The organism is Paraburkholderia sp. (assembly GCF_028283785.1).
In the GTDB taxonomy this organism is placed as follows: domain Bacteria; phylum Pseudomonadota; class Gammaproteobacteria; order Burkholderiales; family Burkholderiaceae; genus Paraburkholderia.
In genome coordinates, this window is record NZ_JAPWKB010000021.1 from 1 (window position 1) to 25,782 (window position 25,782).

Here is a 25,782-nt window from a genome sequence, read left to right on the forward strand (position 1 = left end):
CCTGTGCGGGACCGCACCTACTTTTCTTTGCTCGCGCAAAGAAAAGTAGGCAAAAGAAAGCGCGTTTACACCGACACTCCGTAGCGAGTGGCGTTTATTCATTATCGGGTAGTGGTCCGCGCACGATTTGAGTTGCCGCACCGCTTGCCTTGGTGACAAATGGTATGGACGCCTCCCCCTCGCGAGGGCTGCTGATCGAATGGTCGGGGCGCGACCAGGAAGGTGGGTTCTCGCAACCGACGGCCTCAGATGTGCCAGAGTGGAAGTTGGGCAACGTACCACTTGAGGAAGGAGAACCCAAATGAAGCTTACTCCGGTTGGTGTCGATATTGCGAAGCAGGTGTTCCAGGTCCACTGGGTTGATCCGCAAACAGGCGAGGTCGTCAGCCGGCAGATCCGACGCGCCACGTTTCTGTCGCACTTTGCAAATCGCGCGCCGTGCCTGATCGGCATGGAAGCGTGTGGCGGTTCCCAGCACTGGGCGCGTCATCTGGAGCAGATGGGTCATCAGGTGAAGTTGATGCCGGGCCAGGCGGTCAAGGCGTTTGTGAGCGGTAACAAGAGCGACGTGGCTGATGCACGGGCAATCTGGACCGCGGTACAGCAGTCGGGCGTGAGGTCCGTGACGGTCAAGACTGAATCGCAGCAGGCCGTGCTGGCATTGCACCGGATGCGCCAGCAACTGATCAGGTTTCGCACGATGCAGATCAATGGATTGCGTGGGCTGCTGACGGAATACGGTGAAGTGATGGCGGTAGGCCGCGCCGCGCTGAACCGGGCGATGGCTGATGTGCTGGCGCGCCTGGAGGCGCGTTTGCCCACGATGCTGGTGGACACGCTGCGTGAGCAGTGGCAGCGGCTTGACGTTCTCGATGAGCAGATTGCGCGAATCGAACAGCCAAACTCTCGGACTGGATGAAGGAAGAGCGTGCCTGCTTAAGCAGATCGCCGACATTCCCGGCGTCGGGCTGCTGACAGCGACCGCTGCTGTGGCGACGATGGGCGACCCCAAAGCGTTTCATTCAGGACGTGAGTTTGCGGCCTGGCTGGGTCTGGTGCCCAGACAGACCGGCACCGGCGGCCGGATCAGACTGCATGGGATCAGCAAACGCGGTGATGTGTATCTGCGCACACTGCTGATCCACGGTGCACGATCGGTGCTCGCGCGCGCGAAAGAGCCAGGCCCGTGGATCGAGCAGTTGGGCCGGCGGCGCCCGCATAACGTGGTAATCGTTGCGTTGGCCAACAAGATGGCCCGAACGATTTGGGCGCTGCTGGCGCACGGGCGTACGTACGAGAAAGGCTATGTGAGTACGCGAGCGGCGTAAGCGCTGCAATGACTGAATAAACCGGTTTTGCAGGAGATGGGATGTCAAAGGTTGCGCAAGGTAATTGAGTGTGATGGCACACAGGTCAGACCGGGACTCACCAAACCTGAACTGCCTTGCGGGCTAACAGCCCGTGTGTCAAGTGAGGCGTGAGCCAGCGGATTCCATCGAGGCCAGCGGGTTCGACCTGCAACAAGGCCGGATATAAAGCCGCAGCCTTCCTGTCTACCAACACACACGAAATCCCTTGGCAAACGGGAGGCGTCCATATAAAGGCAGTCATTAGTTCCGGCTGTTCGCTCCGCGACAGCCGACGGGCACAGCCCCGTCTTTTTCTCTCGGCGTCATTCGCGCGCCGAACTCCGTCGGTCACAACACCCATTTTCCTGGCATGCGCCGGTCGGGTCTCGCGCGCAAAATTCCAAGCTACGCGGAACGTCGAAACCATCGTGAAGGCGGGTGAACTCCGTGGCGCAAACGGGGCGTTGAGTTGGGCGCGGGAACGGTCGTGAAAGCGGGTGAATGGCGCGGCGCAAACCGGGCTGCGAGCCAACGCCGGAACGATCCTAACGACGTGCGGATGCTGAGCCAACCGCACCTTGGGCCGGACGCCGGAACCGTCGAAACGGCGAGCAAATGACGTGGCGAAAATGGGGTTTTGAAGCAGGCTACCGCCGCGAAGCGGGCGGGATGTGCGGGCGCGGACCACCGGGAAAAACGGACCGCCGAGTCCAAACGTGCGCGGTCCACTACCCGAAAGTCAGTAGACGCCAATCGCTACGAAGCGCGAGGTAAACGCGCTTTCTTTTGCCTACTTTTCTTTGCGCGAGCAAAGAAAAGTAGGTGCGGTCCCGCACAGGGACGATCCAGGCAGACCGACGTGAAAACGGGACAACCACCCCCACAACCCTCAGCCAAACAAAAAAAACGTTCGAAAAAACCGCACATGTTAATCAACGAGACCACACGTCAAGAGCAAACCAAAAGCGCACTATATTTCCACAGCACGACCAAAGCGCACCGCAACGAACCTTAACCCCTTGTGGAGAAACCAAAATGTCCCGCTTCCAAACCAAAACCATCCTGATCACCGGCGGCAGCAGCGGCATCGGCCTGGCCGCAGCGCAGGCCTTCATCGCCGAAGGTGGCCGCGTCATCATCACCGGCCGCGATGCCGCGGCCCTCGACAAAGCCCAGACAACCCTCGGCGCCAACGCCATCGCGATCCAGAACGATAGCGGCGCCCCCGACAGCGCCCGCGAGCTCGCGACGGCACTCAAAGCCAAAAACATCACGCTCGACGCTGTCTTCCTCAACGCCGGCGCGGCCCGGTTCGCTCCGCTCCCGGATGTCACCGAAGACCTCTGGGACGCGACCTTCAACGCAAATGTCAAAGGCCCGTTCTTCCAGATCCAGGCGCTCCAGCCGCTGCTCAATCGCGGTGCGTCGATCGTGATCAACGGTTCGATCAACGCACGCATCGGCATGCCGTCGTCGTCGGTGTATGCGGCTAGCAAGGCGGCGGTGATCTCGCTCGCCAAAACGCTGTCCGCCGAGTTGCTGCCGCACGGCGTGCGCGTCAACGTCGTCAGCCCCGGTCCGGTTCAAACGCCGCTGTACGGCAAACTCGGCCTCGATGCCGCCGCGCTCGAAGCCACGGCCGCGCAAATCCTCAGCCAGATTCCGGTCGGCCGCTTCGGTACGCCCGAAGAAATCGCGTCCACCGTGCTGCATCTGAGCGCACCGGAATCGGCGTTTATCGTCGGTACTGAAATCATCGTCGACGGCGGTATGAGCCAACTCTGAACCTGTTGTCTCGCCAACCGTCACTGCAACGGGATCGGCCGCGCGTCGCGCGCCGATCCCGTTTCGCATTCGCGCTGCGGTAAGATTCTTCGCAAGCTGCCATGCACGTGAGACACGCATCGCAAGCCGTGCATGCACTCATCCAGCTCGCCCACGCGGAGCAGCCGCACCCGCACCGCAACGTCGTCAACATTCCAATTCACACCGTCCGACTATGCCCGCTCAACTCTTCAACCCGTCCCGCGCCACGCACGGCATGGCCGTCGCGCCCCACTCGCTGGCCGCGCAAAGCGCTGCCGCCGTGCTCCGCGAAGGCGGTAACGCCGTCGAGGCGATGATCTCCGCTGCGGCCACGATCGCGGTCGTCTATCCGCATATGAACAGCATCGGCGGCGATGGCTTCTGGCTGATCTCGCGCCCCGGTAGCGATCCGGTCGGTATCGAGGCGTGCGGCGCGGCTGCAATGTCGGCCTCCATCGAGCGCTATCGCGAGCAAGGGTTGAACAGCATTCCGCATCGCGGACCGCTCGCGGCGAATACGGTCGCCGGCACGGTGTCGGGTTGGGATGCGGCGTTCCAGTGGTCCAAAGCGTCGCTGGGCGGCCGCCTGCCGCTCGCGCGGCTGCTCGAAGATGCAATCGGCTACGCGTCGCACGGCGTGCCGGTCACCAGCAGCCAGTCGCGTTGCGTCGCCGCGAAGCGCGACGAACTCGCGCAGATCCCGGGCTTCGCCGACACCTTCCTGATGTCGGACGACACGCACGACGCAAACAACGCGAACAACGCAAACGCACCCCGACGCCTGCCGCAAACCGGCGAGCGCTTCATGCAACCACGCCTCGCGGCGACGCTCGATCATCTCGCGCGCGCGGGTCTCGACGACTTCTATCGTGGCGATCTCGCACGCGGCATGGCGGCGGAACTGGCAACGCTCGGCAGTCCGGTCGCGTTGAGCGATCTCGAACGGCATCGCGCGCGTCATGTCACGCCGATGGCGCTCACGCATTCGATCGGCACGGTCTACAACATGCCGCCGCCGACGCAAGGCATCGTGTCGCTGCTGATCGTCGGGATGCTGGATCGCGTGCTGAAGGCGGGCATGGACCCGCTCGGCCCCGAGTACGTGCATGCGTGCGTCGAGGCAACCAAGCTCGCGTTCGCGATTCGCGATGCGCATGTGACCGATCCGGATTACATGGACGTCGAGCCGCAAGCGTTGCTCGATCCGGCCCATCTCGACTCGCTCGCGGCGAAGATTTCGATGGAAAAGGCGGCGGCGTGGGGCCAAGGCCTCGGTCCGGCCGACACGGTCTGGCTCGGCGCGATCGACGGCGATGGCGTCGCGGTCAGTTTTATCCAGAGCATCTATCACGAGTTCGGCAGCGGCATCGTGTTGCCGTCGTCGGGTGTGAACTGGCAGAACCGCGGTTGCGGTTTTTCGCTCGACCCGAATTCGCGCAATCCGCTGATGCCGGGCCGTCGGCCGTTCCACACGCTGAATCCGGCGCTCGCGCGGTTCGACGACGGCCGCACGCTGGTCTACGGCAACATGGGCGGCGACGGTCAGCCGCAATCGCAAAGCGCGGTATTCACGCGGATCGCGTCGTATGGATGGGACCCGCAAACGGCGATCGACGCGCCGCGCTGGCTGCTCGGCCGCACGTGGGGTCAGTCGAGCGATTCGCTGAAGCTGGAGTCGCGTTTCCCGGCGGAAACGGTCGACGCGTTGTGCCGGCTCGGACACGATGTCGATGTCCTGCAAGCGTACGACGAGACGATGGGCCACGCGGGCGCGATCGTCCGTTTTCCGAACGGTCTGTTCGAAGGTGGCCACGATCCGCGCAGCGACGGCGCGGCGGTCGGCTGGTAACGCGCAACTCACAGGAGCGTGACGCATGATCCAGATCCGCGAAGCCCGGTTTCCCGACGACCTCGACGCCGTGCAGACGATTTTTCGCGAGTACGCGGCGAGCCTCGGCATCGACCTTGGCTTTCAGGATTTCGATGCGGAACTGGCCGCGTTGCCGGGCAAATACGCGTCGCCGGATGGAACGGTGCTGCTGGCGACGCGCGACGGCGAACTACTCGGTTGCGTCGCGATGCGTCCGCTCGATCCGGACGTCTGCGAGATGAAGCGGCTCTATATCCGTCCGGCGGCGCGCGGTCTGGCGCTCGGACGGCAACTCGCGGTGCGCATCTGCGAGGCCGCTGAACGGGCGGGCTATTCGCGGATCCGGCTCGACACGCTGCCTAGCATGACCGCTGCGTTGCAGCTTTACGCGTCGCTCGATTTCAAGCCGATTCCCGCGTACGTGTTCAATCCGGTCGAAGGCACGAAGTATCTGGAACGCGCGCTCGACGGCCCGCGCCGGCCAGCGCCTTCCAACGGCCGCTAGTCCGACGCGTTATCGACCGCGCGCCCTTCGGCGTGCCATCGCAGCATTCCGCCCGCCAGATTCGCGACCTGCTCGAAGCCCGCCGCACGCAAGATCACGGTGGCCTGCGCGGATCGTCCGCCTGCACGGCACACCGTCACGATGGGCCGGTCGTGCGTGAGTTGCGCGGCCTGTTCGCCAAGCTGACCCAGCGAGATCAGCCGCGCATCGTGAATGCGTCCTAACGGGCCCTCGAATTCATCCGGTTCGCGCACGTCCACCAGTTGCACCGCGTCCCGATGCTCTTCGAGCCATTGCGGATGAATCTCCCAGATGCCCGCGAACGTGTATGTCAGCGGCGCCCAGTCGGGTTCGGCCTTGCGCGTGGGATCGATCGGCGCGAGTCCGCATTTCAGATTGGCCGGCACCGCGACGTCGAGTTGGCGCGGATGCGGCAAACGCAGATTCGTCATATAGCCGGCGAAATCGTCCTCGCACAATGAACCGCCGAGTCGCGGATTGAAGCGCTTTTCCTCGCCGACGCTGGTGACGCTCAGACCGCGATAATCGTGCGCCGGATACAGCAGACAGTTATCCGGCAACGTGAAAATCCGTTCGTGGACCGCGCGAAACAGCGCGCGCGAATCGCCGCTCTGGAAATCCGTGCGGCCGGTGCCGCGAATCAGCAGGCAGTCGCCGGTGAACGCCATGCTGCGATCGTCGAGCACGAGCGAGATGCAGCCGCCGGTATGACCGGGCGTCGCGCGCACGGTCAGATGCCGCGAGCCGAATTCGCAGCGTTCGCCGTCCTGAAGGTAGCGGTCCGCACCTTCGGCGCCGCTGGTCGCCGAGATCGCGATGCGGCTGCCGACGCGCCGCCGGAGCAGCCACGCGCCGGTCACGTGGTCGGCGTGAACGTGCGTGTCGATCGTATAAAGCAGGCGCAGACCGAGTTCGTCGATCAGCGCCGCGTCGCGCCGCACCTGCTCGAACACGGGATCGATCAGCACGGCTTCGCGCAGGTCGGTGTCGCCGAGCAGGTAGGTGTAAGTGGATGACTGCTGGTCGAATAGCTGTCGAAAGATCAACACGTGATGGGCCTCCGGCCTCGTGATGCGCCCGTCCGGCAGCTCGACCGCGCCGGCGTGTCGGGTCGGGCGAGTCGGACGTATTGCATCGCTTATTTCGGTTGTGCGACGAATCGCAGATACGGCTTCAACGTCCTGAAGCCTTCGGGATATTTTTGCCGCGCGGCGTCGTCGGTGACGGACGTGGGAATGATCACGTCGTCGCCCGGCTTCCAGTTGACCGGCGTGGCAACCGTATGTTTCGCGTTGAGTTGAAGCGCATCGAGCAGGCGCAACACTTCATCGAAATTCCGCCCGGCTGTCATCGGATAGACGAGCATCGCCTTGACCTTTTTGTCCGGTCCGATAATGAACACCGAGCGCACGGTCGCATTATCGACGGCGGTGCGGGTGCCGCCGCTCGCGTTCGGATGAATCATGTCGTACAGCTTCGCGATGCTCAGATCGGCATCGCCGATCATCGGATAATTGATCGCGTGGCCTTGCGTTTCCTCGATGTCCTTGACCCATTTCAGATGATCGCTGACCGGATCGACGCTCAGTCCGATGACCTTGGTGTGACGCTTGTCGAATTCCGGTTTGAGTCCGGCCATATAGCCGAGTTCGGTGGTGCAGACCGGCGTGAAATCTTTGGGGTGTGAGAACAGGATCACCCAGTGGTCGCCGATCCATTCATGAAAATGGAGGGTGCCTTCGGTCGTGTCGGCCGTGAAGTCGGGTGCTTCTTCTCCTAATCTGATCGACATGGTCGGTCTCCTGGTGGGTAGTCGGCACACGATCACGGCCGTTCCGGTGCCGGCAATCCGGTCCGACGCACCGTGTATGAAGCGAAGTCTTAAGTGGCTCAGCGGATGCGATACCGGACGGCGGGCGTGCAATGGACGAGTACGTGCGACGAGGTTTAAAACGCGCTGGATCGCGCTTGAAATCCCTTTGTATAGCGTAGACCAAATCAGCGAATTCATCGCGCGCATGCGGCCGAAAATGCTGACTTCGACGCGTTTTTATCCGCTCCAATGCGGCCGCGCGCACATCGAAAAACAGTGAAGCCGCGCGCGATTCGCTGCGATGCGGCGCGACGCGCGGATTGGAGAGTCCCGCGACGGTCCGGGCTTGGGGTACAGTTTCGCTTGATACGGGCCCAGCAGTCTGTGCATGACTCGAACGATTGCCCATCGATGTGCGGTTCAACGGGTCCCGAAGCAGGTAGTTGGCAAGATATTGGGAACGGCTTATGAACGAAGCAGACAGCACATCGGGCAATTTCATCTCGGACTGGCTCCGGCTGTGGGTCGGCTCGACCGAAGACTATTCGATCTTCGCGCTCGGACCGGACGGACGCATTCTGACGTGGAATCGCGGCGCCGAACTGATGCACGGCTATCTCGCCGATGAAATCGTCGGCCAGCCGGTTTCCGCGCTATATCCCGACGCCGAACGCGAGGCGGGCGAGCCCGCCGCCGCGCTGCGCGCTGCCGAGGACACCGGCCGCTTCGTCGCGGAAGGCCGGCGTCAGCGCAAGGACGGCACGCCGTATTGGGCGAATGTCGTGATCACCGCGTTGCGCGCGCCCGACGGCAGCCTGATGGGTTTTGGCGAAGTCGTACGCGACGTCAGCGACAAAAAAGCCGTGCACGACGCGGTGCTCGAAAGCGAGCAGCGTTTTCGTCTGCTGGTGCAAGGCGTCACCGACTATGCGATTTTCATGCTGTCGCCGGACGGGCACGTCAGCAACTGGAACGAAGGCGCACGGCGCATCAAGGGTTACACCGAAGCGCAGATCGTTGGAACCCATTTTTCACGTTTTTATACGCCCGAAGACATCGCGGCGGGCGTGCCGTATCACGGTCTCGAAACCGCGCGTCGCGACGGCCGTTTCGAAGCGGAAGGCTGGCGTGTGCGGCGCGACGGCAGCCGGTTCTGGGCGCACGTCGTGATCGACGCGATTCGCCAGGATGGCGAGCTGATCGGTTTCGCGAAGGTCACGCGCGACATCACCGAGCGCCGGCAGGCGGCGGAACTGCTCGAACAGACGCGCAGCGCGTTGTTTCAGGCGCAAAAGATGGAAGCGCTCGGCAAGCTGACCGGCGGCGTCGCGCACGACTTCAACAACGTGCTGCAAGTGCTGCGCGGCAATCTGGAACTGCTCGAAAGCCGCCATAGCCGCGATTTATGGTCGCGCGACCGGCTCTCGAAAGCGATCGACGCGGTCGAGCGCGGCGCGCGGCTGGCGTCGCATCTGCTCGCGTTCGGGCGCAGGCAGGCGTTGCAACCGGTCGTGGTCAACCCGGCGCGTTTGCTGCACAGCATCGACGATCTGCTGCGTCGTGCGCTCGGCGAGCCGATCGAAATCGAAACCGTGGTGGCGGGCGGTTTGTGGAACACGTCGGTGGATGCGCATCAACTGGAAAACGTGATCCTGAATCTCGCGATCAACGCGCGCGACGCAATGCCGGAAGGCGGCAAGCTGACGCTCGAAATCGCCAATGCGATGCTCGACGACAGCTACGTCGCCGCCTATACCGACGTGGCCGCCGGGCAATACGTGATGCTCGCCGTCACCGATACCGGCACCGGCATGACGCACGACGTCGCGGAACGCGCGTTCGACCCGTTCTTTACGACCAAACCGGAAGGTCAGGGCACGGGCCTCGGTCTGAGCATGGCCTATGGTTTCGTCAAGCAGAGCGGCGGCCATATCCGCATTTACAGCGAGCCGGGGCACGGCACGACCATCAAGATCTATCTGCGTCGTTCCACGGAAGCCGCCAGCGATTTGCGTCCTATGCCGGGCGGCGGCGTCCGGCGCGGCAACGAGACGGTGCTGGTGGTCGAGGACGATCTGAAAGTGCAGTCCACGGTGATCGACATGCTGTCGGGTCTGGGCTACACGGTGCTGAAGGCCGATGACGCGCAGCAGGCGCTCGCGGTGGTCGGCAGCGGCGTGCATATCGATCTGCTGTTTACCGACGTCGTGATGCCGGGGCCGCTGCGCAGTCCGGACATGGCGCGGCGCGCGAAAGAAGCGATGCCGCATCTGAAGGTGCTGTTCACGTCCGGTTACACGCAAAACGCGATCGTCCATGGCGGCCGGCTCGATCAGGGCGTCGAACTGTTGAGCAAGCCGTACAGCCGCGAGCAACTCGCGTTCAAGGTGCGGCAGGTGTTGGGACCGGCCAGTCCGGCCGTCGAAGAATCCGAAGCGACCGAAGTCGCGGCCGCCGCCGCGAAGGCCGCGGCGGACGCGGAACCGCAAGCGCGCCGGGTGCTGGTGGTCGAGGACGATGCGGCGTCGCTCGAAGCCGTGTCCGAATTGCTGACGATGATGGGCCACACGCCGGTCAAGGCCGCGACGCCGGTTGCAGCGCTGGAGTCGTTGCGCTCGCAGACCTTCGACGTGCTGCTCACGGATGTGATGCTGCCCGGCATGTCCGGCATCGATCTCGCACGCCACGCGGTCGATATCCAGCACGACGTGAAGGTGATCTTCGCGTCCGGAAACACGGTTTCCGACCGTGGCGACCTCGGTTTTGCGTGGACTGCGCTGCGCAAACCCTATCCCGCCGACGCGCTGATCGCGGCCATCCAGGCCGTCTGCGCACACGGGTAGTCACCATACCGGTATCGTCGCTGGACTGGTTGCATCACGCGGGACGTCGTAGCATCGGGAAGCGTTTTCGGCCCCTCAATCCTGACTGGCGTTCCAGGTATAACAATGACTCAATCACAGAGCCCGTCCGCGACCACCGTCGCGGAGGCTGACGGCTTCGCGCACTGGCGCCGCAATCTGACCGTATGCGTGTTCGGCTCATTCACGACCATCGTTGCAATGACGCTGATGTTGCCGTTTCTCCCGCTCTATATCGAGCAGATGGGCGTGAGCGGACACGCGGCCATCGTCCAGTGGTCGGGCGTCGCCTATGGCGCGACGTTCTTCTCGGCCGCACTGACCGCGCCGTTGTGGGGCCGTCTCGCCGACCGCTACGGCCGCAAGCTGATGCTGATCCGCGCGAGCCTCGGCATGGCGATCGCGATGTCGCTGATGGGCATGGTCCACGACGTGTATCAACTGGTGGCGTTGCGGCTGGCGATCGGCTTGCTGGGCGGCTACGCGTCCGGATCGATGGTGCTAGTCGCGACGCAGACGCCGAAGGACCGCTGCGGCTGGGCGCTGGGGATTCTGTCGTCGGGGATCATGGCGGGCAACCTCGCGGGACCGTTGATCGGCGGATCGTTGCCGCCGCTGATCGGCATTCGCGCGACGTTCATTGCGGCGGGCGCGCTGATCTTCGTGACCTTTCTCGGCACCGTGTTTCTGATCAAGGGCGACCGTCCGGCGGCGGCGGGCAAGACCGGCTCGCGGGACAACGGCTGGGCGGCGATTGCCGACCGGCGTCCGGTTATCGCGATGCTCGTCACGGGGATGTTGCTGATGCTCGCCAACATGTCGATCGAGCCGATCATCACCGTGTACGTCGCGCAACTCGTGCCGGCCGCGCAGGTGACGATGATCGCCGGGATCGTGATGTCGGGCGCGGCGCTGGGCAGCATTCTATCGGCGTCGCGGCTCGGCAAGCTGGCCGACCGCATCGGTCATTGGAACGTGCTGATCGTGTGTCTCGTGATCGCCGGTTTGCTGCTGATTCCGCAGGCGTTCGTATCGCAAGGCTGGCAACTGATCGCGCTGCGCTTTCTGATGGGTCTGGCGCTGGGCGGTCTGTTGCCGTGCGTGGCGAGCGTGATCCGTCATAACGTCCCGCCGAAAGTCGCGGGCAGCATGCTCGGATATTCGACGTCCGCGCAATACGCGGGACAGGTGATCGGGCCGCTCGCCGGCGGGTTTATCGGCGGGCATCTGGGAATGCGCTCGGTGTTTCTCGGGACCGCCGTGTTGATGGTCGCGGGCGCGGGTTACAACTGGGTGGTGCGGGGCGGGATGAGGGCTAATGCGGTTCCCTCATCTATTGAGAAAACAAATGAATTTCACAAATAAACGCGCACGTCGTAAAGTCTAAGGATTCCATTAGCCGCCGTGTGTCCGAGATCATGTCATTCCAACCCAGGGCCACTGCGCCCGCCAGCGCCCAAAACCGGTTCAACCCGCTGATCAGACTTGCCGTCGTCACGGTATTGACCGGCATCGGCGCGGGTCTCGGCGGGATGTCGCTGGCGTTGCTGCTGCGCGCGGTTCAGCATCTAGCGTACGGATACAGTCTCGACACGCTGAGCGCCACCGAAAGCTTTCTCCAGGGCGTCAGCGGCGCGTCGCCCGAACGTCGGGTGCTGGTGCTGACGGTGTGCGGGTTGATCGCCGGGTTCGGCTGGCTCGCGGTGTCGCGCTTCGGCACGCCGCTCGTCAGCATCAAGCAGGCTCTGTCGAACGGCGGGCAGCGGATGCCCGTCGTCTCGACGCTCGCGCACGCGGTTCTGCAGATCGTGACGGTTGCGATGGGTTCGCCGCTCGGACGCGAAGTGGCGCCGCGCGAAGTCGGCGCGCTGGTCGGCGGCTGGCTGGCGCACTACGCAGGACTCGGCGCGAACGAGCGCCGCCTGATCGTCGCGTGCGGCGCGGGTGCGGGCCTCGCGGCGGTCTACAACGTGCCGCTCGGCGGCGCGGTATTCGTGCTCGAAGTGCTGCTCGGCACCTTCAGCGCAACAGCGGTCGTGATTGCATTGACGACGTCGGTGATCGGCGCGCTGGTCGCGTGGATCGGTCTCGGTGACGAAACCCAATACCTCGTCCCGCATTTCGCACTCAGCAAAACGCTGGTGATCTGGGCCGTGCTGACCGGCCCGATCTTCGGCATCGCCGCGTGGTCGTTCGCGCGACTAACCAACGCGGCACGCGTCGCCGCGCCGCGCTCGGGCTGGCAACTGCCTGCACTCACACTCGCCAATTTCGTGATGGTCGGCATGCTGGTCGCGTGGTTGCCGCAACTCGCGGGGAACGGCAAAGGCCCGGCGCAACTCGGCTTCGACAACGCATTGACGATCGGCGTCGCCGGCACCTTGCTGCTGATGAAACTGCTGATCGTCACGACCAGTTTGCGGGCGGGCGCGCAAGGCGGATTGCTGACGCCGGGGCTGACGATCGGCGCGTTGTTCGCGATCGTGCTCGGCGGCGTGTGGAGCATGATGTGGCCGGGCGTCGCGCCGGGTGCATTTGCGATCGTCGGCGCGGCCGCTTTTCTGGCGACGTCGATGAATATGCCGGTCACCGCGATCGTGCTGGTCGCGGAATTCACGCGCATCGATCACGATCTGCTGATTCCCGTGCTGTGCGCGGTCGCCGGGTCGATCTGCGCAAGCCGCTTGTGCGAAATGGCGGTTGCGTCGAACGCGCAAGCGGCGGGAAAACCGTCCAGCAAGCCGTCCGGCAAACCGGAATCCATCACCGCGCCCGTGCCCGATCCGAGCACGGTATCGGTGGGGAACGCGGTCGGCACTGCGGTCGCGCAACGCGTCTGACGCCAGAGCTCAAAGATCCGCGAGCCGATCCCTGAATGCGCGCATCGTGCGCGTGATCACGCGCAGTCCCACCGTCCGGCCGGGATCGTAATAGTGAATGATCAAGGTCCGGCGTTCGCCCGACGCAACGTCGAGATTGCCGTGCATCGTCACGAAGCCGTTGAACGCATAGACGTTGCCGGGTGTGCACGCAATCCGCTCGCACAGGCCGCGTTCGAGGTCGCGCATCAGTAGCGCACGACGCGCGATCACCGGCATTCCATGTTCGAGAAAAAGTCGCGCCTTGGTGATCACGTTCGACATTGCCGACACCGATCGGCGCGGCTGCCGGTACATGATCAGATCGCCGCTTCGCTCGCCCGATGCGGCGAGTTGCAACGGAATCAGCAAGGTCAGGATGTGCGAATCGAAGTGCCGCAGATAGCTTTGCGACGGCGATCCCACATCGACGCATCGCAACATGCAGATCGGCTCGCCGCCGCATTCCTTGCCGAGCATCGTCGATGCCCAGCGTCGCGCGGACTGACAAGCTTGCGTTTCCGCCGCGTCGAATGCGTCGAGGCCGCGTAGCAGGCTGGCGAAATTATGCGCGGTCGGTGACGCGCGACGGCCGTCACGCGGCCACCATCGATCGCGCGCATCGTCGATCGAGGCGTTCATGAAGTCGAGCAGATTCTGCGGCACCACGCGTTCGAACACGCTCGGTGCCGTGCGCGAGTCAGGCTGGTCGTTTTCGTGCATAAGTCCGCCCCACGCAGCACATTCGCTGTCCGTCGATCGTTGGTCTCGGGTTTTTCATTCGGCCGCGAAATAACGATACTGCGAATAGTCTGGTGAAAAGCGGACAAGCTTTATGCTCTTTCCGCCGCGCGTTGCGAACTGTCGCGATGCGGCACGGCGTATGCGCGCTTTACTTCAGCGCCTGCTTCAACATGCGCGTTACGGGTCTGTGCACGACGCCGGTCATCGGCTCACACGCGAAGCGGCGGCATACGCCACCGCTTCGGAGCCGGATCACGCGGCGAGCGTCGCGTTGAACGGCTTCGTCTTGATGCGGCTGACGGATGCCAGCGCGGCAAGGCTGATCATCGCGGTCAGGATCAGGTAGAAGCTCGGTGCGCTCTTGTCGCCGGTCGCACTCAGCAACCACGTGATGATCGCCGGTGTAAAACCGCCGAATACCGTCACGCCGATGTTGTAGCCGATCGACATGCCGGTCGCGCGCGTCGCGGCCGGGAAGATCTCCGACATCAGCGCGGGCAGCGCACCGAAGTAGATCGCCTTCAGCAACGCCAGCCAGCCGACCAGCGCAAACAGCGTCAATGCCGACACGTTCGCGACCGTGTACGAGAACGCCGGATAGGCAGTCACGGCGAACAGCAACGCGACGGTTGTCATCTGTTTGCGTCGGCCGATCCGGTCCGACAGATAACCGGCGAACGGCGTCACCAGCGTGAGGATCACGCCGCCTGCCATCGTCGCGGCAAAGCCGGTGGACGCGGGCAGATGCAATTCGCGGATCGCGAAAGTCGGCAGATACTGGAGCAGATAGTTGACGGCGGTGGACACCGTCAGCGCGCCGATCGACGCGACCAGCATCAGCTTCTGACGCGCGAACACTTCGCGTACCGGCGTCTCGGTGTGGGTGGCCTCGGTGAAGTCGGGCGCGTCTTCGAGGAAGCGGCGCAGATACAGCCCGAGCGGCCCGATCAGCAAGCCGAAGAAAAACGGCACGCGCCAGCCCCATGCAGCCAGTTCGGACGCGGGCATCAGCTTGGCCAGCCCGAAACCGAACGACGCCGCCAGCAAGGTCGCAAGACCTTGCGTCGCGAACTGCCAGCTCGCCAGGAAGCCGCGGCGATGCGGTGCGTGTTCGATCAGCATGGCCGTCGATGCGCCGAACTCGCCGCCCGCGGAAAAGCCCTGAATCAGCCGCGCGACGAATACGCCGACCGGCGCGATCAGGCCGATCTGCGCATAGGTCGGAATCAGCGCGATGATCGCCGTGCCGACCATCATCAACGCGACGGTCATCATCAGCGCCGCCTTGCGGCCGCGTTTGTCGGCGTAGGCGCCGAGCACCATCCCGCCGATCGGACGCACCAGATACGACGCGCCGAACGAGCCGAACGTGAGCAGCATCGACGCGGTTTCGTTGGTCGCCGGGAAGAAGTTCTTGCCGATATACACCGCGAAAAACGCATAGATCGCGATGTCGAACCATTCGAGCGCATTGCCCGCTGATGTCGCAATGACGATCTGGGTCAGGCTGAGAGACTTTTTCGTGGACATGGGGCCCTCGGGCGACTAAAGAACTGCGTAGGATGAAACGGGCGTGTGCCCATCGTGGGTTTTGCGGGTAGCGACGATCGCGCCGGCGTTGTCGCCGAGGTCCCACCAGAGGCCGGCCATCACGCCAAGCGCTTCACGCGCGACCGAACCCAGCAGATGCTCGTTCGGCGCATGCTGCGCGCACGCCGGATACGAGTGCGGCACCCACAACGTCGGCAGATCGAGGGTTTCGGCGAACACGTCGTTCGGCACCGTGCCGCCGAGATTCGGCAGCAACGCGGGCTTCTTGCCGGTCGTCGTGCGGATCGAATCGAGCGCCCAGTGAACCCACGCGTCGTCCGGATCGAGACGGGTCGCGGCGGCGGTGTGCGTGACCTTGACCTTGACCTCGCGGAAGCCGTGCTGCGCGAAATGCGCTTCGAGATGCGCGCCGACGCGCGTGTAATCGGTGCCGACCACGAAACGCAACTGGCAGGTCGCCTTCGCAACCGGCGGAATCGCGTTGACGGGCGCATCCGGATTGCCCGCCTTGAACGCGAGCACTTCGAGCGTGTTCCACGCAATCACGCGTTCGGTCGGCGTGAGGCCGGGTTCGCCCCAGTTGGGATCGATTTCGGGCGAGTCTTCGTCGCCGCCGAGTTCGATATCGGCCAGCGCGCGACGCACCGTGTCCGACACCGGCGGCGGCCGCAATCCTTCGACGGCGATTGCGCCGTTGCGGTCCACGAGGCTCGCGATCGCATGCGACAGCACGATGGCAGGGTTGCGCAGCACGCCGCCCCAGTTGCCCGAGTGATGTCCGCCTTCGCGCAGATCGACCAGCAGTTCGAACGAGACGCCGCCGCGCGAGCCGAGAAACACCGTGGGCCGTTCGGCCGACACGCGCGGACCGTCGGACGCGATGAAGACGTCGGCGGCGAGTGCGTCGCGTTCGGCGGCGCAGACTTCATCGAGTCCCGGCGAGCCGATTTCCTCGCCGGTCTCGAAGATCACTTTCACGTTGTAGCCGAGCTTGCCGCCGCGCGCGGCGAGCACCGCAGCGAGCGACGCGAAGTTGATCGAATGCTGGCCTTTGTTGTCGGCGGAGCCGCGGCCGTACCAGCGGTCGCCGTCTTTCGACAGCGTCCACGGCGCAATGCCCGCGCGCCACTGCTCGTCGTAACCGCGCACGACGTCGCCGTGGCCGTAGGTCAGAACGGTCGGCAACGCGGGATCCTCGATCCGTTCGGCGACCAGAAACAGCGCGCGCCCGGCCACCGGATTGGCGGCGACGCGGCTCGTGAAACCGAGTGCGCTGAGCGTCGGCGCGATTTCGTCGGTCAGATAGGCGCTCAGCGCGTCCGCCTGGTCCGGGTTCTGGCTCTCGGTCTTGAACGCGACGCGGCGCGCCAGGTCGCTGAACAGCGCGCCCGAATCGTAGACGTGCATTGCGGCGTCGATGGCTTGCTGGCGGGTGGCGCGGGTAGTCTGACTTGCCGTCACGGTGGCTCCTTGAATGCTGGCTTACTGGCTTTTCGAAACAGATATGGCCAGTCTAGAAACGTCAAAAATTCGCAACAATTTCAAAAATTGCGGATAGCATTGCCGAATTGGCAACGCAGACAGGATCGACGCTCATGCTTCACGGAATCGCTTTGCGCTACTTCGTCGAGGTGGCGCGCACCGGGTCGCTGGCGGCGGCGTCGGAAAATCTGCACGTCGCGGTGTCGGCGATCAGCCGCCAGATCAGCAAGCTCGAACAGGATGTCGGCACGCCGCTGTTCGAGCGGATGCCGCGCGGGATGGTCCTGACCGAGTCCGGCGAAATACTCGCGGATCACGCGCGCCGGTCGCTGCTCGAAGGCGACGCCGTGCTCAGCGAAATTTCGACGTCGCAGGCGCTGGGCAGCGGGGCGGTGCGGATCGGTTGTACCGAGGGTTTCACGCGCTCGTTCTTGCCGCGCGTGCTGGCCGATCATCACGCGGCCGTGCCGCAGGTGCGCTTCATGTTGCGCTCGGGCACGCCGGGCCAGGTCGAGCATTGGGTGGCCGTCGGCGAGGTGGATGTGGGCGTCGCGTTTTCAACCGGCGATGCGACCCGGGTGCGGGTCGAATACAGCGCCGAAGTGCCGGTGTGCGCGTTGCTCGGACCCACGCATCCGCTCGCCGCGCGCGATCTGCTGACGCTTGCCGACTTGCAGCAGTATCCGGTGGCGTTGCTGGAGCGCGGCACGACCGCGCGTCAGTTGTTCGACTGGTGCTGTTCGATGCGCGGCATCAAGATCGAGCCGCTGTTGAGCAGCAATAACTCCAGCGCGCTGCACGCGTTCGCGTCGCTCGCCGATGTGATTACGCTCGGCAGTCGTTTGTCGTTGACGGGATTGAAGGACGACCTGTCGCTGATCGCGAAACGGATCGACGAACCGGTGTTGAATCAGCGGGTGCTGTGGGTGATGACGATGCGCGAGCGGCGCTTGTCGAACGCGGTGCGCGGACTGCTGGCGCGCATCACCGCCGCACTCGACGACGGCATGCAACGCGCGGGCAGCGATCGCGCAGCGTGACGGAGGGCGTCGCGCTGCGCTGCCGGACGGTTTAATCGAGCGTCAGGCCGTCGAACCGGTGACCGCCGAGCGGGCTGATCTCGTAGCCTTTCAGATGCTTCGACACCAGTTGATACGCGTTCGCGTACGCGATCGGAGTGTACGGCACCTGGTCCTTGAAGACCACTTGCGCCTGCTCGTACAGCGACGTGCGCGCTTTTTGATCGGGGATCAACCGTGCCTTGGCGAGCAGGTCGTCGAACGTCCTGTTGCACCACTTCGCGACGTTGCTGCCATGCACCGCGTCGCAACCGAGCGTGGTGCCGAGCCAGTTGTCCGGGTCGCCGTTGTCGCCCATCCAGCCGTACAGGATGGCGTCGTGTTCGCCGTCCTGCTTCGCGCGCTTGTTGTACTCCGCCCATTCGTAGCTGACGATATTCGCCTTCACTCCGATTTTCGCCCAGTCGGACTGAATCAGTTGCGCCATCAACTTTGCGTTCGGGTTGTAGCCACGCTGAACCGGCATCGCCCACAGCGTGATCGAAAAGCCGTTCGGAAAGCCTGCTTCCTTCAGCAGTTCGCGCGCTTTGGCCGGATCGCGCGGCGCATCTTTCAGGTTCGGATTGAACGACCATTGCGACGGCGGCATCGGATTCGCGGCGACGGTCGCGGCGCCTTCGTAGACCGTCTTGATGATGGCCTGTTTGTCCACCGCCATGTCGAGCGCGCGACGCACCAGTACGTTATCGAGCGGCTTGTGCTGCGTGTTGTAGCCGACATAGGCGACGTTGAAGCCCACGCCCGACAGCACCGTCAGGTTCGGATTCTTGCGTGCCGTCTGGATATCGGTCGGACGCGCGAACGACGTCAGTTGGCAATCGCCGTTGGCGAGCTTCTGCATTCGCACCGACGCGTCCGGCGTGATCGCGAACACCAGTTTGTCGATATGCACGTCCTTCTTGTTCCAGAAGGTCGGATTCGCGTCGTAGCGGATCGTCGCGTCCTTCTGATAGTCGCGAAGGATGAACGGGCCGGTGCCCACCGGCTGCGTGTTGATGTTTTCGGTATGCCCCTGCTTGAGCAACTGGGCCGCGTATTCGGCGGACAGGATCGATGCGAACTCCATCGCGATGTTGCGCACGAACACGACGTCCGGCGTTTTCAGCGTGAACCTGACGGTGTAGTCGTCGAGCTTGTCGACCGATGCGATGTTCTTGTCGTAACCGAGATCGGTCAGATACGGAAAGCTGACCGGATGCGCTTTCTGGAACGCGTCGTTCGGGTCGATCATCCGTTTGAACGTGAACAGCACGTCGTCCGCATTGAAGTCGCGGGTCGGCTTGAACCACGCGGTGGACTGGAATTTGACGCCGTGACGGAGATGGAACGTAAAGCTCTTTGCGTCGGGCGCTTCGTCCCACGTGTCGGCGAGGCCCGGCACCAGATCGAGCGAGCCGCGCTTGAATTCGACCAGCGTGTCGTAGACGGCGTGCGCGCCCGCGTCGAAGTCGGTGCTGGTCGTGTATTGCGCGGAGTCGAAACCCGCCGGACTGCCTTCCGAGCAGAACACTACCGTTTTCGATGCTGCGAACGCATCGACCGGCAACGCGCCGATGCTCAGGACGAAGGCTGCGCCCAGCGCGCAGACCGGGTTGAAGGCAGTGCGCGCAAGGCGGCGGGATCGGATCATGGTTTCCTGTGCGGTCAGGACATCGGTTGAGAGGGCTAACGCCCTTCACTGTACCGCGCAGAAAATATTGTCTGAAGTGATCAATCGGACTTTGGATATTCCGTCCGACCACCCAAAAAGTCAGTACAGCGACAGCTGTCCGGGATGCGCATCGGCGTGTGCGGCCTTGCGGATCCGCTTGCCCGATGATCCGGCCGTGACCGTGATCGTATCCACCGATTCGACCGCGAGCAGGATTGCTTTGGCTTCGAGGCCGCCCGCGAAACCGGTGAGATGACCCGCCGCGCCGATCACGCGATGACACGGCGCGATGATCGAAATCGGGTTCCGGCCATTGGCTGCGCCGACCGCGCGCACCGCCTTCGGATTGCCGATCTGCGCGGCGATGTCCGAGTAGCTGCGCGTTTCGCCGAACGGGATGGTCAGCAATGCGTCCCACACCTGTTTCTGGAACGCGGTGCCTTCGAACGCGAGATCGAGTTCGAAGCGGGTGCGCCGGCCCGCGAAATATTCGGTCAACTGGCGCTCGGTGTCGTCGAGGATCGGGCTATGGCTGGCTTCGCTCATCGGGCCGAGCCGCACGCGATCGGGGCGGTCGTCCTCCCACAGGATCGCGACGAGTTGCGCGCCTTTCGCGATGAGTTTCAGCTGGCCGACCGGCGAGTCCATCAGCTTGAAGACGTAAGACATGAGACTGCTCCATCGGTGAGTCGTGGTGGATCGTGCTTCGGTATCCAGTGTAGACGAGGCGGCGCCCCGCGATCCGGCGACACGGCGATTCAAGCAAAAAAGCCCGCATTCTCACGAATGCGGGCTTTCCGGTCCTGACGCCCTTGCGGGCTTAGCGGCGACGCGTCACGCTTGCGCAGCGGCTTTGCCGTCGACGAAATCTTCGGCGTCGACGTCATAGCCCGACGGTTCCCAACGCACCGCCAGCAATGCGATCAGTCCGACCAGCGGCGCGATCGCGATGATCCAGAACACGCGGGTGGACAGCGCGGCGGCCAGCACCGGGAACAGGAACAGCGACACGGTCGAGCTCGAACGCATCAGCGTCTGGTTCAGGCCGACGCCGACGCCGCGCAACGAGGTCGGATAGCTCAGCGACGCGAACGTCATCGTGTGCGAACCCGGGCCGACGCCCTGGCCGAACAGGAACAGCGCAAGCATGCCGACCGCAATCGCGACTTCGCCGGTGGCGTGCGGCTTGCCGACCAGCGCCAGCCCGACCAGCGCGATGAACTGAAACACATAGCCGACCACCGTCATGTTCCACGCGCCGAAACGCGGTACCGTGCGCACGGCGATCAGTCCGCCGACGAACGCAAACCCCAGATTCAGCACCAGCGATGCGAGGATCGTGGTCAGCATCGATTGCGCGAGGAAGCTCGAAATGATCACCGGCAAGCCAAACGCCACCGCGTTGTACGCGAACGACGACGCAATGCTGATCACCGTCGCCAGCACCGTGCGTCGCAGATACACGCCGCGCAGCAACGCACCGTAATTCGCCCACGACGACTTGCGCACCGTGCGTACGCCCGGCTTCGCGGCGACGTCGTCGGCGACTTTCGCGTCGATGCCGTACGAGCGGCGCAGGATTTTTGCGGCGCCTTCGAGGTCGCCCTGATTGGCGGCCCACACCGGCGATTCGCTGATGTAGCGGCTACGCACGGCAATGATGATGATTGCCGGCACCGCGCCGAAGCCCAGAATCAGACGCCACAGCAAGCCGGAATGGCTCGCGGGCAGCGTCGAATAGAACGCCAGCACGAGCAGATATGAAATGCTGATCGCGGCATACCAGACGGGGCACCACATGGCCACCCGCGACGCTTTGTTGCCGCGCCCTTGCAGCCGCGAGAATTCGGCGAGAAACGCCATTGCGACGGGCAGATCGATACCGACGCCCAGACCCATCACGAAGCGCGCACCGCCGAGCACCCACGCGTTCGGCGCGAATGCGCAAGCAAGCGCGGCGATCACGAAGAAGAACATGTCGGCCATGAACACGCGGTAGCGGCCGATCCGGTCGGTCAGGAAACCGCCGAGGCATGCGCCGACGATCGCGCCGAACGTGATCGCCGATGCGACCAGGCCTGTGCCGGTCGGCGTCAGCGAAAACTCGCGCGCCACGTCTTTCAGCCCAAACGCGAGCGCGCCGAGATCGTAGGCGTCGAGAAACACACCGCCGAGCGCGATCGCCACGACGATGCGTGCGTCGCTGCCGGCGGCCGCGCCGATGTTGACCAGGCGGGAAACGTCGGCGGCGGAACGGATGACGGACGGCAGGGTGGTCGCGCCTTTTGAATCGGCGGGGCGAAGTTCGGACGGAAACGTAGTGGACATGCTGTGGCTGCGGGCAAAGACGCGAGGGTACAGGCGCCGCCGCCCTGCGACAAAGGCATTTCCGTTATTAGCTTATGGAACCGTGTGCAACGCGCTTCCAAAAAATTACGTATTACTTTCGACGATGCGGCGGCGCGCGTGGCGACGACGTCGCCGCATCAAGTCAGCAGGCACTCACTATCGACGAGGCCACCGCTCGCCGCGCACGACGTTGTTGAACAGCAGCGCAATCAGCAGCAAGGACAGCACGCCGGCCAGCACCGGCACGATCAGAAACTGCGCGGACACGCCGCCGGCGAGCATGATCACCAGCGGATCGGCGCCGGCCGGTGGATGGACGGTGCGCGTCAGTTGCATCGCGGCAATCGCAAGGCCGACCGCAACGGCCATCTGCCAGATGCCGACGCCACCGACGGCCACCACCGCAAGCCCGACCGCCGACGCGATCAGATGCCCGAGCACGAGGTTTTTCGGTTGCGCGAACGCGCTGTCGGGTGCGGCGAACAGCAACACGCTCGACGCACCGAACGGCGCGATCAGCAACGGCAAGCCGGTCGAACTGGCCAGCATGCCGAGCACGCCGATCGCGAGCGTGCCGCCGAGAAACCCCAGCAACGCGGGCCGCGCGACCACGCGAAACGCGCGTCGGACGCCGTCGCTTGCGGGTTCTGAAATATTCTCCATTGAAGCCCCCAAAAAAAGCGCGCGCTGTCCTGCGTGCCGGAACATGCAGGACAGCGCGCGTCGCGATGTATTGCGACATCGGTCAGATGGGTTTATTCAGCCCGCTCATGCAACCTTGAACCGGCTGGCTTCTTCGGAACCGGAGGTCGCATTGCCCGCCGAGTACGAGTGCGCGCCCACACCGGCCAGCTTGCCGCCATCGACGATCAGGTACTCGTCGCGGATCGCCCGCTTGTCGAACCAGCACTCGAGGATTTCCCGTGTGCCCGCCGCGTAGCGCGCCTGCGCCGACAGCGTCGTGCCGGACGTGTGCGGCGTCATCCCTTGATGCGGCATGGTGCGCCACGGATGATCGCGCGGGGCCGGCTGCGGGAACCACACGTCGCCCGCATAACCGGCGAGCTGGCCGCTTTCGAGTGCGCGCACGATCGCGTCGCGGTCGCAGATCTTGCCGCGAGCCGTGTTGATGATGTACGCGCCGCGCTTCATCTTCGAGATCATCTTTTCGTCGAACAGATGCTCGGTTTCCGGGTGCAGCGGACAATTGATCGTGACCACGTCGCACACCTTCGCCATCGATTCGACGTTCGGATGCCACGTCGCGCCGAGTTCGCGTTCGACGTCTGCCGGCAGACGATGGCGGTCGGTGTAATGCAGTTTCACGTCGAACGGCTTCAGGCGACGCAGTACCGCCGCGCCGATGCGCCCGGCCGCGACCGTGCCGACGTGCATGCCTTCCAGATCGTAGGCGCGCTCGACGCAATCGGCGATGTTCCAGCCGCCCTTCTTGACCCATTCGTGCGACGGCAGATAGTTACGCACTTGCGACAGGATCATCATCACGACGTGTTCGGCGACGCTGATGCTGTTGCAGTACGTGACTTCGGCGACCGTGATGCCGCGTTCGATCGCGGCTTGCAGATCGACGTGATCCGAGCCGATGCCGGCTGTCAGCGCGAGCTTGAGTTTCGGCGCCTTTGCGATCCGTTCGGCGGTGAGGTACGCGGGCCAGAACGGTTGGGAGATGACCACTTCGGCGTCGTGCAATTCGCGTTCGAACGTGGAGTTCGGGCCGTCCTTGTCGGACGTGACGACCAGGGTGTGGCCTTGCGATTCCAGATAACGGCGCAAGCCGAGTTCGCCCGACACGCTGCCGAGCAATTCGCCCGGCGTGAAGTCGATTGCTTCGGGCGTCGGAGCGGTTTGTCCGTCGTGATACTTCGTGATCGAGGGAACGTCGTCGCGCGCGTACTTTTTCGGCATGCCGTTGACGGGGTCGTCGTAAAGCACGCAAAGAACCTTGGCCATGTTGTCTCTCTCCACTCAATTTAAATGTCGATCCGGCATGACGATGTCTGCCGGTGCGATCGATGTGTTGCTTGCGATACATCGATGAGCACAGTGTCTTTGAGTGAATCGACAGGGTCCAATCGTTTGAACGGATTGGCTGATAAGCGACGCTTATCAACGCGCGGCGAAGCGTGGATCAGCGCACGGCCGGAGCGGGTCGCGGCAAGAGCGAATCGAAGCGGTGTTGCAGATCGAGTTGCGCGGCGGCGGTCCACATCGCCGCGACCAGCGGCGGCATCGACGGCGTGTTGCGCGTGATGAGCCCGATCTCGCGCGTGAGTTCGGGTTCGAGCGGCGTCGCGGTGACGCCGCTTTTCGCATCGAGCACGCTCAACAGACTGTGCGGCAAGATGCTGTGCAAGCCAGCGTATTGCACGTTCGAATACAACGCGAGCAGCGAATCCGTTTCGAGCACGACGGTCGGTTGAACGCCCGCGCGCCGGAACGCAGCACTGATGACCTGACGGTTTTGCATCGCGGTGCTCAGCAGACAGAACGGCAACTCGCCCAGCGCGTCCCACTGGTTGACACCAGCGTTCGCGTTCGAGTTTGCCGGCGACAGCAGAAAATATCGCTCGCGATACAGCGGCGACACCGCAAAGCCCGCTTGCACGCGATCGTCGAGATAGGTAAAGCCGACGTCGATTTCGTAGTCGTCGAGCTGTCGAAGGATCGCGTCGGCGCTCAGCGAGCGCACGGTATAGCGAATCGCGTCGTGATGCGCGCGGCACGCGCCGAGCAACAGGCTGACGATCGGCATCGTGGTCGGAATCACGCCGATGCGCAGCGTGCCCGTCAACCGCACCTGCGCCGCCGACGCATCCTGGCGCATGTGTTCGAGCGTCGCCAGCGTCTGACGCGCCCAGCCGAGCACGCGTTCGCCTTCTTCGGTCAGGCCGAGAAAGCGGCGTCCGCGTTTGACGATCACGAGACCCAGTTCGGTTTCGAGGCTGCGAATCGCGGACGACAATGCGGGCTGCGACACATTGCAGATTTCCGCTGCCTTCGCGAAGTGCTGCTCGCGGGCCAGCGTGACGAGATAGTGCAGTTGACGGATAAACATGTCGCTGGCCGGCCCGTATCGTTAGGGTGAGCCTGTCGTCGGGCTCATGCGTGATTCATATCAGCAGATCTTCATAGAACGCGCCGAACGGCCGCGTCGGATGCGCGAGCTGAATTTCGAGGATCCACAGACCGGCATCGGGACAGGATTCGAAACTGCCGAGATCGCCTGCCTTGAAGATTGCGTGCGGGAAATCGCTGACGCGATGCCCTTTGATGTCGAGATTCAATTTCCAGCCGAGCGCGGCGGCGCGTTCGGCGGCGTAGTCGTACAGCGCCTTGCCACCCGCGCCCGTGCTGCGCCAATGCTGTTCGACATCGTCGAATACGGTTTTGGCGGCAGTGGCGCAGGCCTGCATGTCCGCGTCGTTGCCGACCACGAAGGTCGCGCCTGCGTCGCCTTCATGCGCGTCCCAGACCACGCCGAGATCGATAAAGAAAATATCGTCGTCGTTCAGACGCGGATCGACGTCGGCGCGCTGCTTGAAGGTTTTTAGCGTGTTCTCGCCGAACCGGATCAGGATCGGATGCCAGATGCGGTCCATGCCGAGTTCGACCAACAGCTTCTTGCACTCGACGTTCGCTTCCGATTCGAGCATCCCCGGCCGCACGATCCGGCTCATTCTGTCCACGACATCCCACGTCTTGTCACGTGCGACTTTCATCGATTCCAGTACGTACTTTCCACCCACTGCCTGCTGCGTTACCGCTTCCATCAAAACCTCTCTCGTTATATCCCGTAGAATATATCGGTCGGCTCTGCGCATG

Annotated in this window: 19 protein-coding genes and 1 pseudogene; 8 read left to right on the forward strand and 12 right to left on the reverse strand. The window is 63.7% G+C overall.

What is annotated here, in order from left to right:
- Positions 1 to 301 precede the first annotated feature (301 nt).
- The 4 genes and pseudogenes from PW947_RS30465 (at position 302) to PW947_RS30480 (ending at position 5,530) form a co-directional block, all read left to right on the forward strand.
- Positions 302 to 1,328: pseudogene (locus tag PW947_RS30465) on the forward strand (IS110 family transposase).
- A 1,056-nt stretch (positions 1,329 to 2,384) separates the two neighbouring features.
- Positions 2,385 to 3,134 carry an SDR family oxidoreductase gene (locus PW947_RS30470; RefSeq protein ID WP_299636739.1) on the forward strand — a complete coding sequence of 250 codons (750 nt, stop codon included), beginning with the start codon at positions 2,385 to 2,387 and terminating at the stop codon, positions 3,132 to 3,134.
- A 214-nt stretch (positions 3,135 to 3,348) separates the two neighbouring features.
- Positions 3,349 to 5,004, forward strand: a complete 1,656-nt coding sequence (locus PW947_RS30475; protein WP_299636520.1) for a gamma-glutamyltransferase family protein — start codon at positions 3,349 to 3,351, stop codon at positions 5,002 to 5,004.
- A 25-nt stretch (positions 5,005 to 5,029) separates the two neighbouring features.
- Positions 5,030 to 5,530: a GNAT family N-acetyltransferase gene (locus tag PW947_RS30480; protein WP_299636522.1), complete on the forward strand. Its 501-nt coding sequence runs from the start codon at positions 5,030 to 5,032 to the stop codon at positions 5,528 to 5,530.
- On the opposite strand, the gene PW947_RS30485 is transcribed toward PW947_RS30480, so the two are convergent.
- Positions 5,527 to 6,597, reverse strand: coding sequence for an MBL fold metallo-hydrolase (locus PW947_RS30485; protein ID WP_299636741.1), 1,071 nt, complete (start codon positions 6,595 to 6,597; stop codon positions 5,527 to 5,529). The two genes, PW947_RS30480 and PW947_RS30485, sit on opposite strands and share 4 nt — an antisense overlap.
- 92 nt (positions 6,598 to 6,689) lie before the next feature.
- Positions 6,690 to 7,343, reverse strand: coding sequence for a peroxiredoxin (locus PW947_RS30490; protein ID WP_299636523.1), 654 nt, complete (start codon positions 7,341 to 7,343; stop codon positions 6,690 to 6,692).
- Between the two features lie 488 nt (positions 7,344 to 7,831).
- Between PW947_RS30490 and PW947_RS30495 the strand changes: the two genes are divergently transcribed.
- The 3 genes from PW947_RS30495 (at position 7,832) to PW947_RS30505 (ending at position 13,065) form a co-directional block, all read left to right on the forward strand.
- Positions 7,832 to 10,207 (forward strand): PAS domain S-box protein, encoded by a 2,376-nt coding sequence (locus PW947_RS30495; protein WP_299636525.1) that lies wholly within the window; start codon positions 7,832 to 7,834, stop codon positions 10,205 to 10,207.
- Positions 10,208 to 10,312: 105 nt separating this feature from the next.
- Entirely contained in the window at positions 10,313 to 11,590 is a 1,278-nt protein-coding gene (locus PW947_RS30500) for an MFS transporter (protein ID WP_299636526.1), read from the forward strand.
- A 53-nt stretch (positions 11,591 to 11,643) separates the two neighbouring features.
- Complete coding sequence (locus PW947_RS30505) at positions 11,644 to 13,065, forward strand: chloride channel protein (RefSeq protein WP_299636528.1); 1,422 nt, start codon at positions 11,644 to 11,646, stop codon at positions 13,063 to 13,065.
- 9 nt (positions 13,066 to 13,074) lie between these two features.
- On the opposite strand, the gene PW947_RS30510 is transcribed toward PW947_RS30505, so the two are convergent.
- From PW947_RS30510 to PW947_RS30520, 3 genes are all read right to left on the reverse strand, one after another.
- Positions 13,075 to 13,806 (reverse strand): hypothetical protein, encoded by a 732-nt coding sequence (locus PW947_RS30510; RefSeq protein ID WP_299636530.1) that lies wholly within the window; start codon positions 13,804 to 13,806, stop codon positions 13,075 to 13,077.
- A 273-nt stretch (positions 13,807 to 14,079) separates the two neighbouring features.
- Positions 14,080 to 15,357 (reverse strand): MFS transporter, encoded by a 1,278-nt coding sequence (locus PW947_RS30515; protein WP_299636531.1) that lies wholly within the window; start codon positions 15,355 to 15,357, stop codon positions 14,080 to 14,082.
- A gap of 15 nt (positions 15,358 to 15,372) precedes the next feature.
- A complete protein-coding gene (locus PW947_RS30520; RefSeq protein WP_299636533.1) occupies positions 15,373 to 16,839 on the reverse strand; it encodes a M20 family metallopeptidase in 1,467 nt (488 codons plus the stop codon).
- A gap of 134 nt (positions 16,840 to 16,973) precedes the next feature.
- On the opposite strand from PW947_RS30520, the gene PW947_RS30525 reads away from it, so the two are divergent.
- Positions 16,974 to 17,900, forward strand: coding sequence for a LysR family transcriptional regulator (locus PW947_RS30525; RefSeq protein WP_299636535.1), 927 nt, complete (start codon positions 16,974 to 16,976; stop codon positions 17,898 to 17,900).
- Between the two features lie 31 nt (positions 17,901 to 17,931).
- Here PW947_RS30525 and PW947_RS30530 read toward each other — a convergent pair whose 3' ends face one another.
- The 7 genes from PW947_RS30530 to PW947_RS30560 form a co-directional block, all read right to left on the reverse strand.
- Positions 17,932 to 19,569, reverse strand: a complete 1,638-nt coding sequence (locus tag PW947_RS30530) for an ABC transporter substrate-binding protein (protein WP_299636537.1) — start codon at positions 19,567 to 19,569, stop codon at positions 17,932 to 17,934.
- Positions 19,570 to 19,689: 120 nt separating this feature from the next.
- Positions 19,690 to 20,259: a methylated-DNA--[protein]-cysteine S-methyltransferase gene (locus tag PW947_RS30535; RefSeq protein ID WP_299636539.1), complete on the reverse strand. Its 570-nt coding sequence runs from the start codon at positions 20,257 to 20,259 to the stop codon at positions 19,690 to 19,692.
- A 165-nt stretch (positions 20,260 to 20,424) separates the two neighbouring features.
- Positions 20,425 to 21,918: an MFS transporter gene (locus PW947_RS30540; RefSeq protein ID WP_299636541.1), complete on the reverse strand. Its 1,494-nt coding sequence runs from the start codon at positions 21,916 to 21,918 to the stop codon at positions 20,425 to 20,427.
- A 177-nt stretch (positions 21,919 to 22,095) separates the two neighbouring features.
- Positions 22,096 to 22,602 (reverse strand): HPP family protein, encoded by a 507-nt coding sequence (locus PW947_RS30545; RefSeq protein ID WP_299636543.1) that lies wholly within the window; start codon positions 22,600 to 22,602, stop codon positions 22,096 to 22,098.
- 105 nt (positions 22,603 to 22,707) lie between these two features.
- Positions 22,708 to 23,910, reverse strand: coding sequence for an NAD-dependent formate dehydrogenase (locus PW947_RS30550; protein ID WP_299636545.1), 1,203 nt, complete (start codon positions 23,908 to 23,910; stop codon positions 22,708 to 22,710).
- 178 nt (positions 23,911 to 24,088) lie between these two features.
- Positions 24,089 to 25,015 (reverse strand): LysR family transcriptional regulator, encoded by a 927-nt coding sequence (locus PW947_RS30555; protein ID WP_299636546.1) that lies wholly within the window; start codon positions 25,013 to 25,015, stop codon positions 24,089 to 24,091.
- Between the two features lie 55 nt (positions 25,016 to 25,070).
- Complete coding sequence (locus PW947_RS30560) at positions 25,071 to 25,730, reverse strand: M24 family metallopeptidase (protein WP_299636548.1); 660 nt, start codon at positions 25,728 to 25,730, stop codon at positions 25,071 to 25,073.
- Positions 25,731 to 25,782: the final 52 nt, after the last annotated feature.

Excerpts from the sequence above, each read along its gene's own strand:
- PW947_RS30550 (WP_299636545.1), bottom strand. The coding sequence starts at position 23,910 with ATGGCCAAGGTTCTTTGCGTGCTTTACGACGACCCCGTCAACGGCATG.
- PW947_RS30560 (WP_299636548.1), bottom strand. The coding sequence starts at position 25,730 with ATGGAAGCGGTAACGCAGCAGGCAGTGGGTGGAAAGTACGTACTGGAA.
- PW947_RS30475 (WP_299636520.1), top strand. The coding sequence starts at position 3,349 with ATGCCCGCTCAACTCTTCAACCCGTCCCGCGCCACGCACGGCATGGCC.
- PW947_RS30535 (WP_299636539.1), bottom strand. The coding sequence starts at position 20,259 with ATGTCTTACGTCTTCAAGCTGATGGACTCGCCGGTCGGCCAGCTGAAA.
- PW947_RS30525 (WP_299636535.1), top strand. The coding sequence starts at position 16,974 with ATGCTTCACGGAATCGCTTTGCGCTACTTCGTCGAGGTGGCGCGCACC.
- PW947_RS30480 (WP_299636522.1), top strand. The coding sequence starts at position 5,030 with ATGATCCAGATCCGCGAAGCCCGGTTTCCCGACGACCTCGACGCCGTG.
- PW947_RS30490 (WP_299636523.1), bottom strand. The coding sequence starts at position 7,343 with ATGTCGATCAGATTAGGAGAAGAAGCACCCGACTTCACGGCCGACACG.
- PW947_RS30540 (WP_299636541.1), bottom strand. The coding sequence starts at position 21,918 with ATGTCCACTACGTTTCCGTCCGAACTTCGCCCCGCCGATTCAAAAGGC.
- PW947_RS30545 (WP_299636543.1), bottom strand. The coding sequence starts at position 22,602 with ATGGAGAATATTTCAGAACCCGCAAGCGACGGCGTCCGACGCGCGTTT.
- PW947_RS30555 (WP_299636546.1), bottom strand. The coding sequence starts at position 25,015 with ATGTTTATCCGTCAACTGCACTATCTCGTCACGCTGGCCCGCGAGCAG.
- PW947_RS30515 (WP_299636531.1), bottom strand. The coding sequence starts at position 15,357 with ATGTCCACGAAAAAGTCTCTCAGCCTGACCCAGATCGTCATTGCGACA.
- PW947_RS30470 (WP_299636739.1), top strand. The coding sequence starts at position 2,385 with ATGTCCCGCTTCCAAACCAAAACCATCCTGATCACCGGCGGCAGCAGC.
- PW947_RS30510 (WP_299636530.1), bottom strand. The coding sequence starts at position 13,806 with ATGCACGAAAACGACCAGCCTGACTCGCGCACGGCACCGAGCGTGTTC.
- PW947_RS30495 (WP_299636525.1), top strand. The coding sequence starts at position 7,832 with ATGAACGAAGCAGACAGCACATCGGGCAATTTCATCTCGGACTGGCTC.
- PW947_RS30505 (WP_299636528.1), top strand. The coding sequence starts at position 11,644 with ATGTCATTCCAACCCAGGGCCACTGCGCCCGCCAGCGCCCAAAACCGG.
- PW947_RS30500 (WP_299636526.1), top strand. The coding sequence starts at position 10,313 with ATGACTCAATCACAGAGCCCGTCCGCGACCACCGTCGCGGAGGCTGAC.
- PW947_RS30530 (WP_299636537.1), bottom strand. The coding sequence starts at position 19,569 with ATGATCCGATCCCGCCGCCTTGCGCGCACTGCCTTCAACCCGGTCTGC.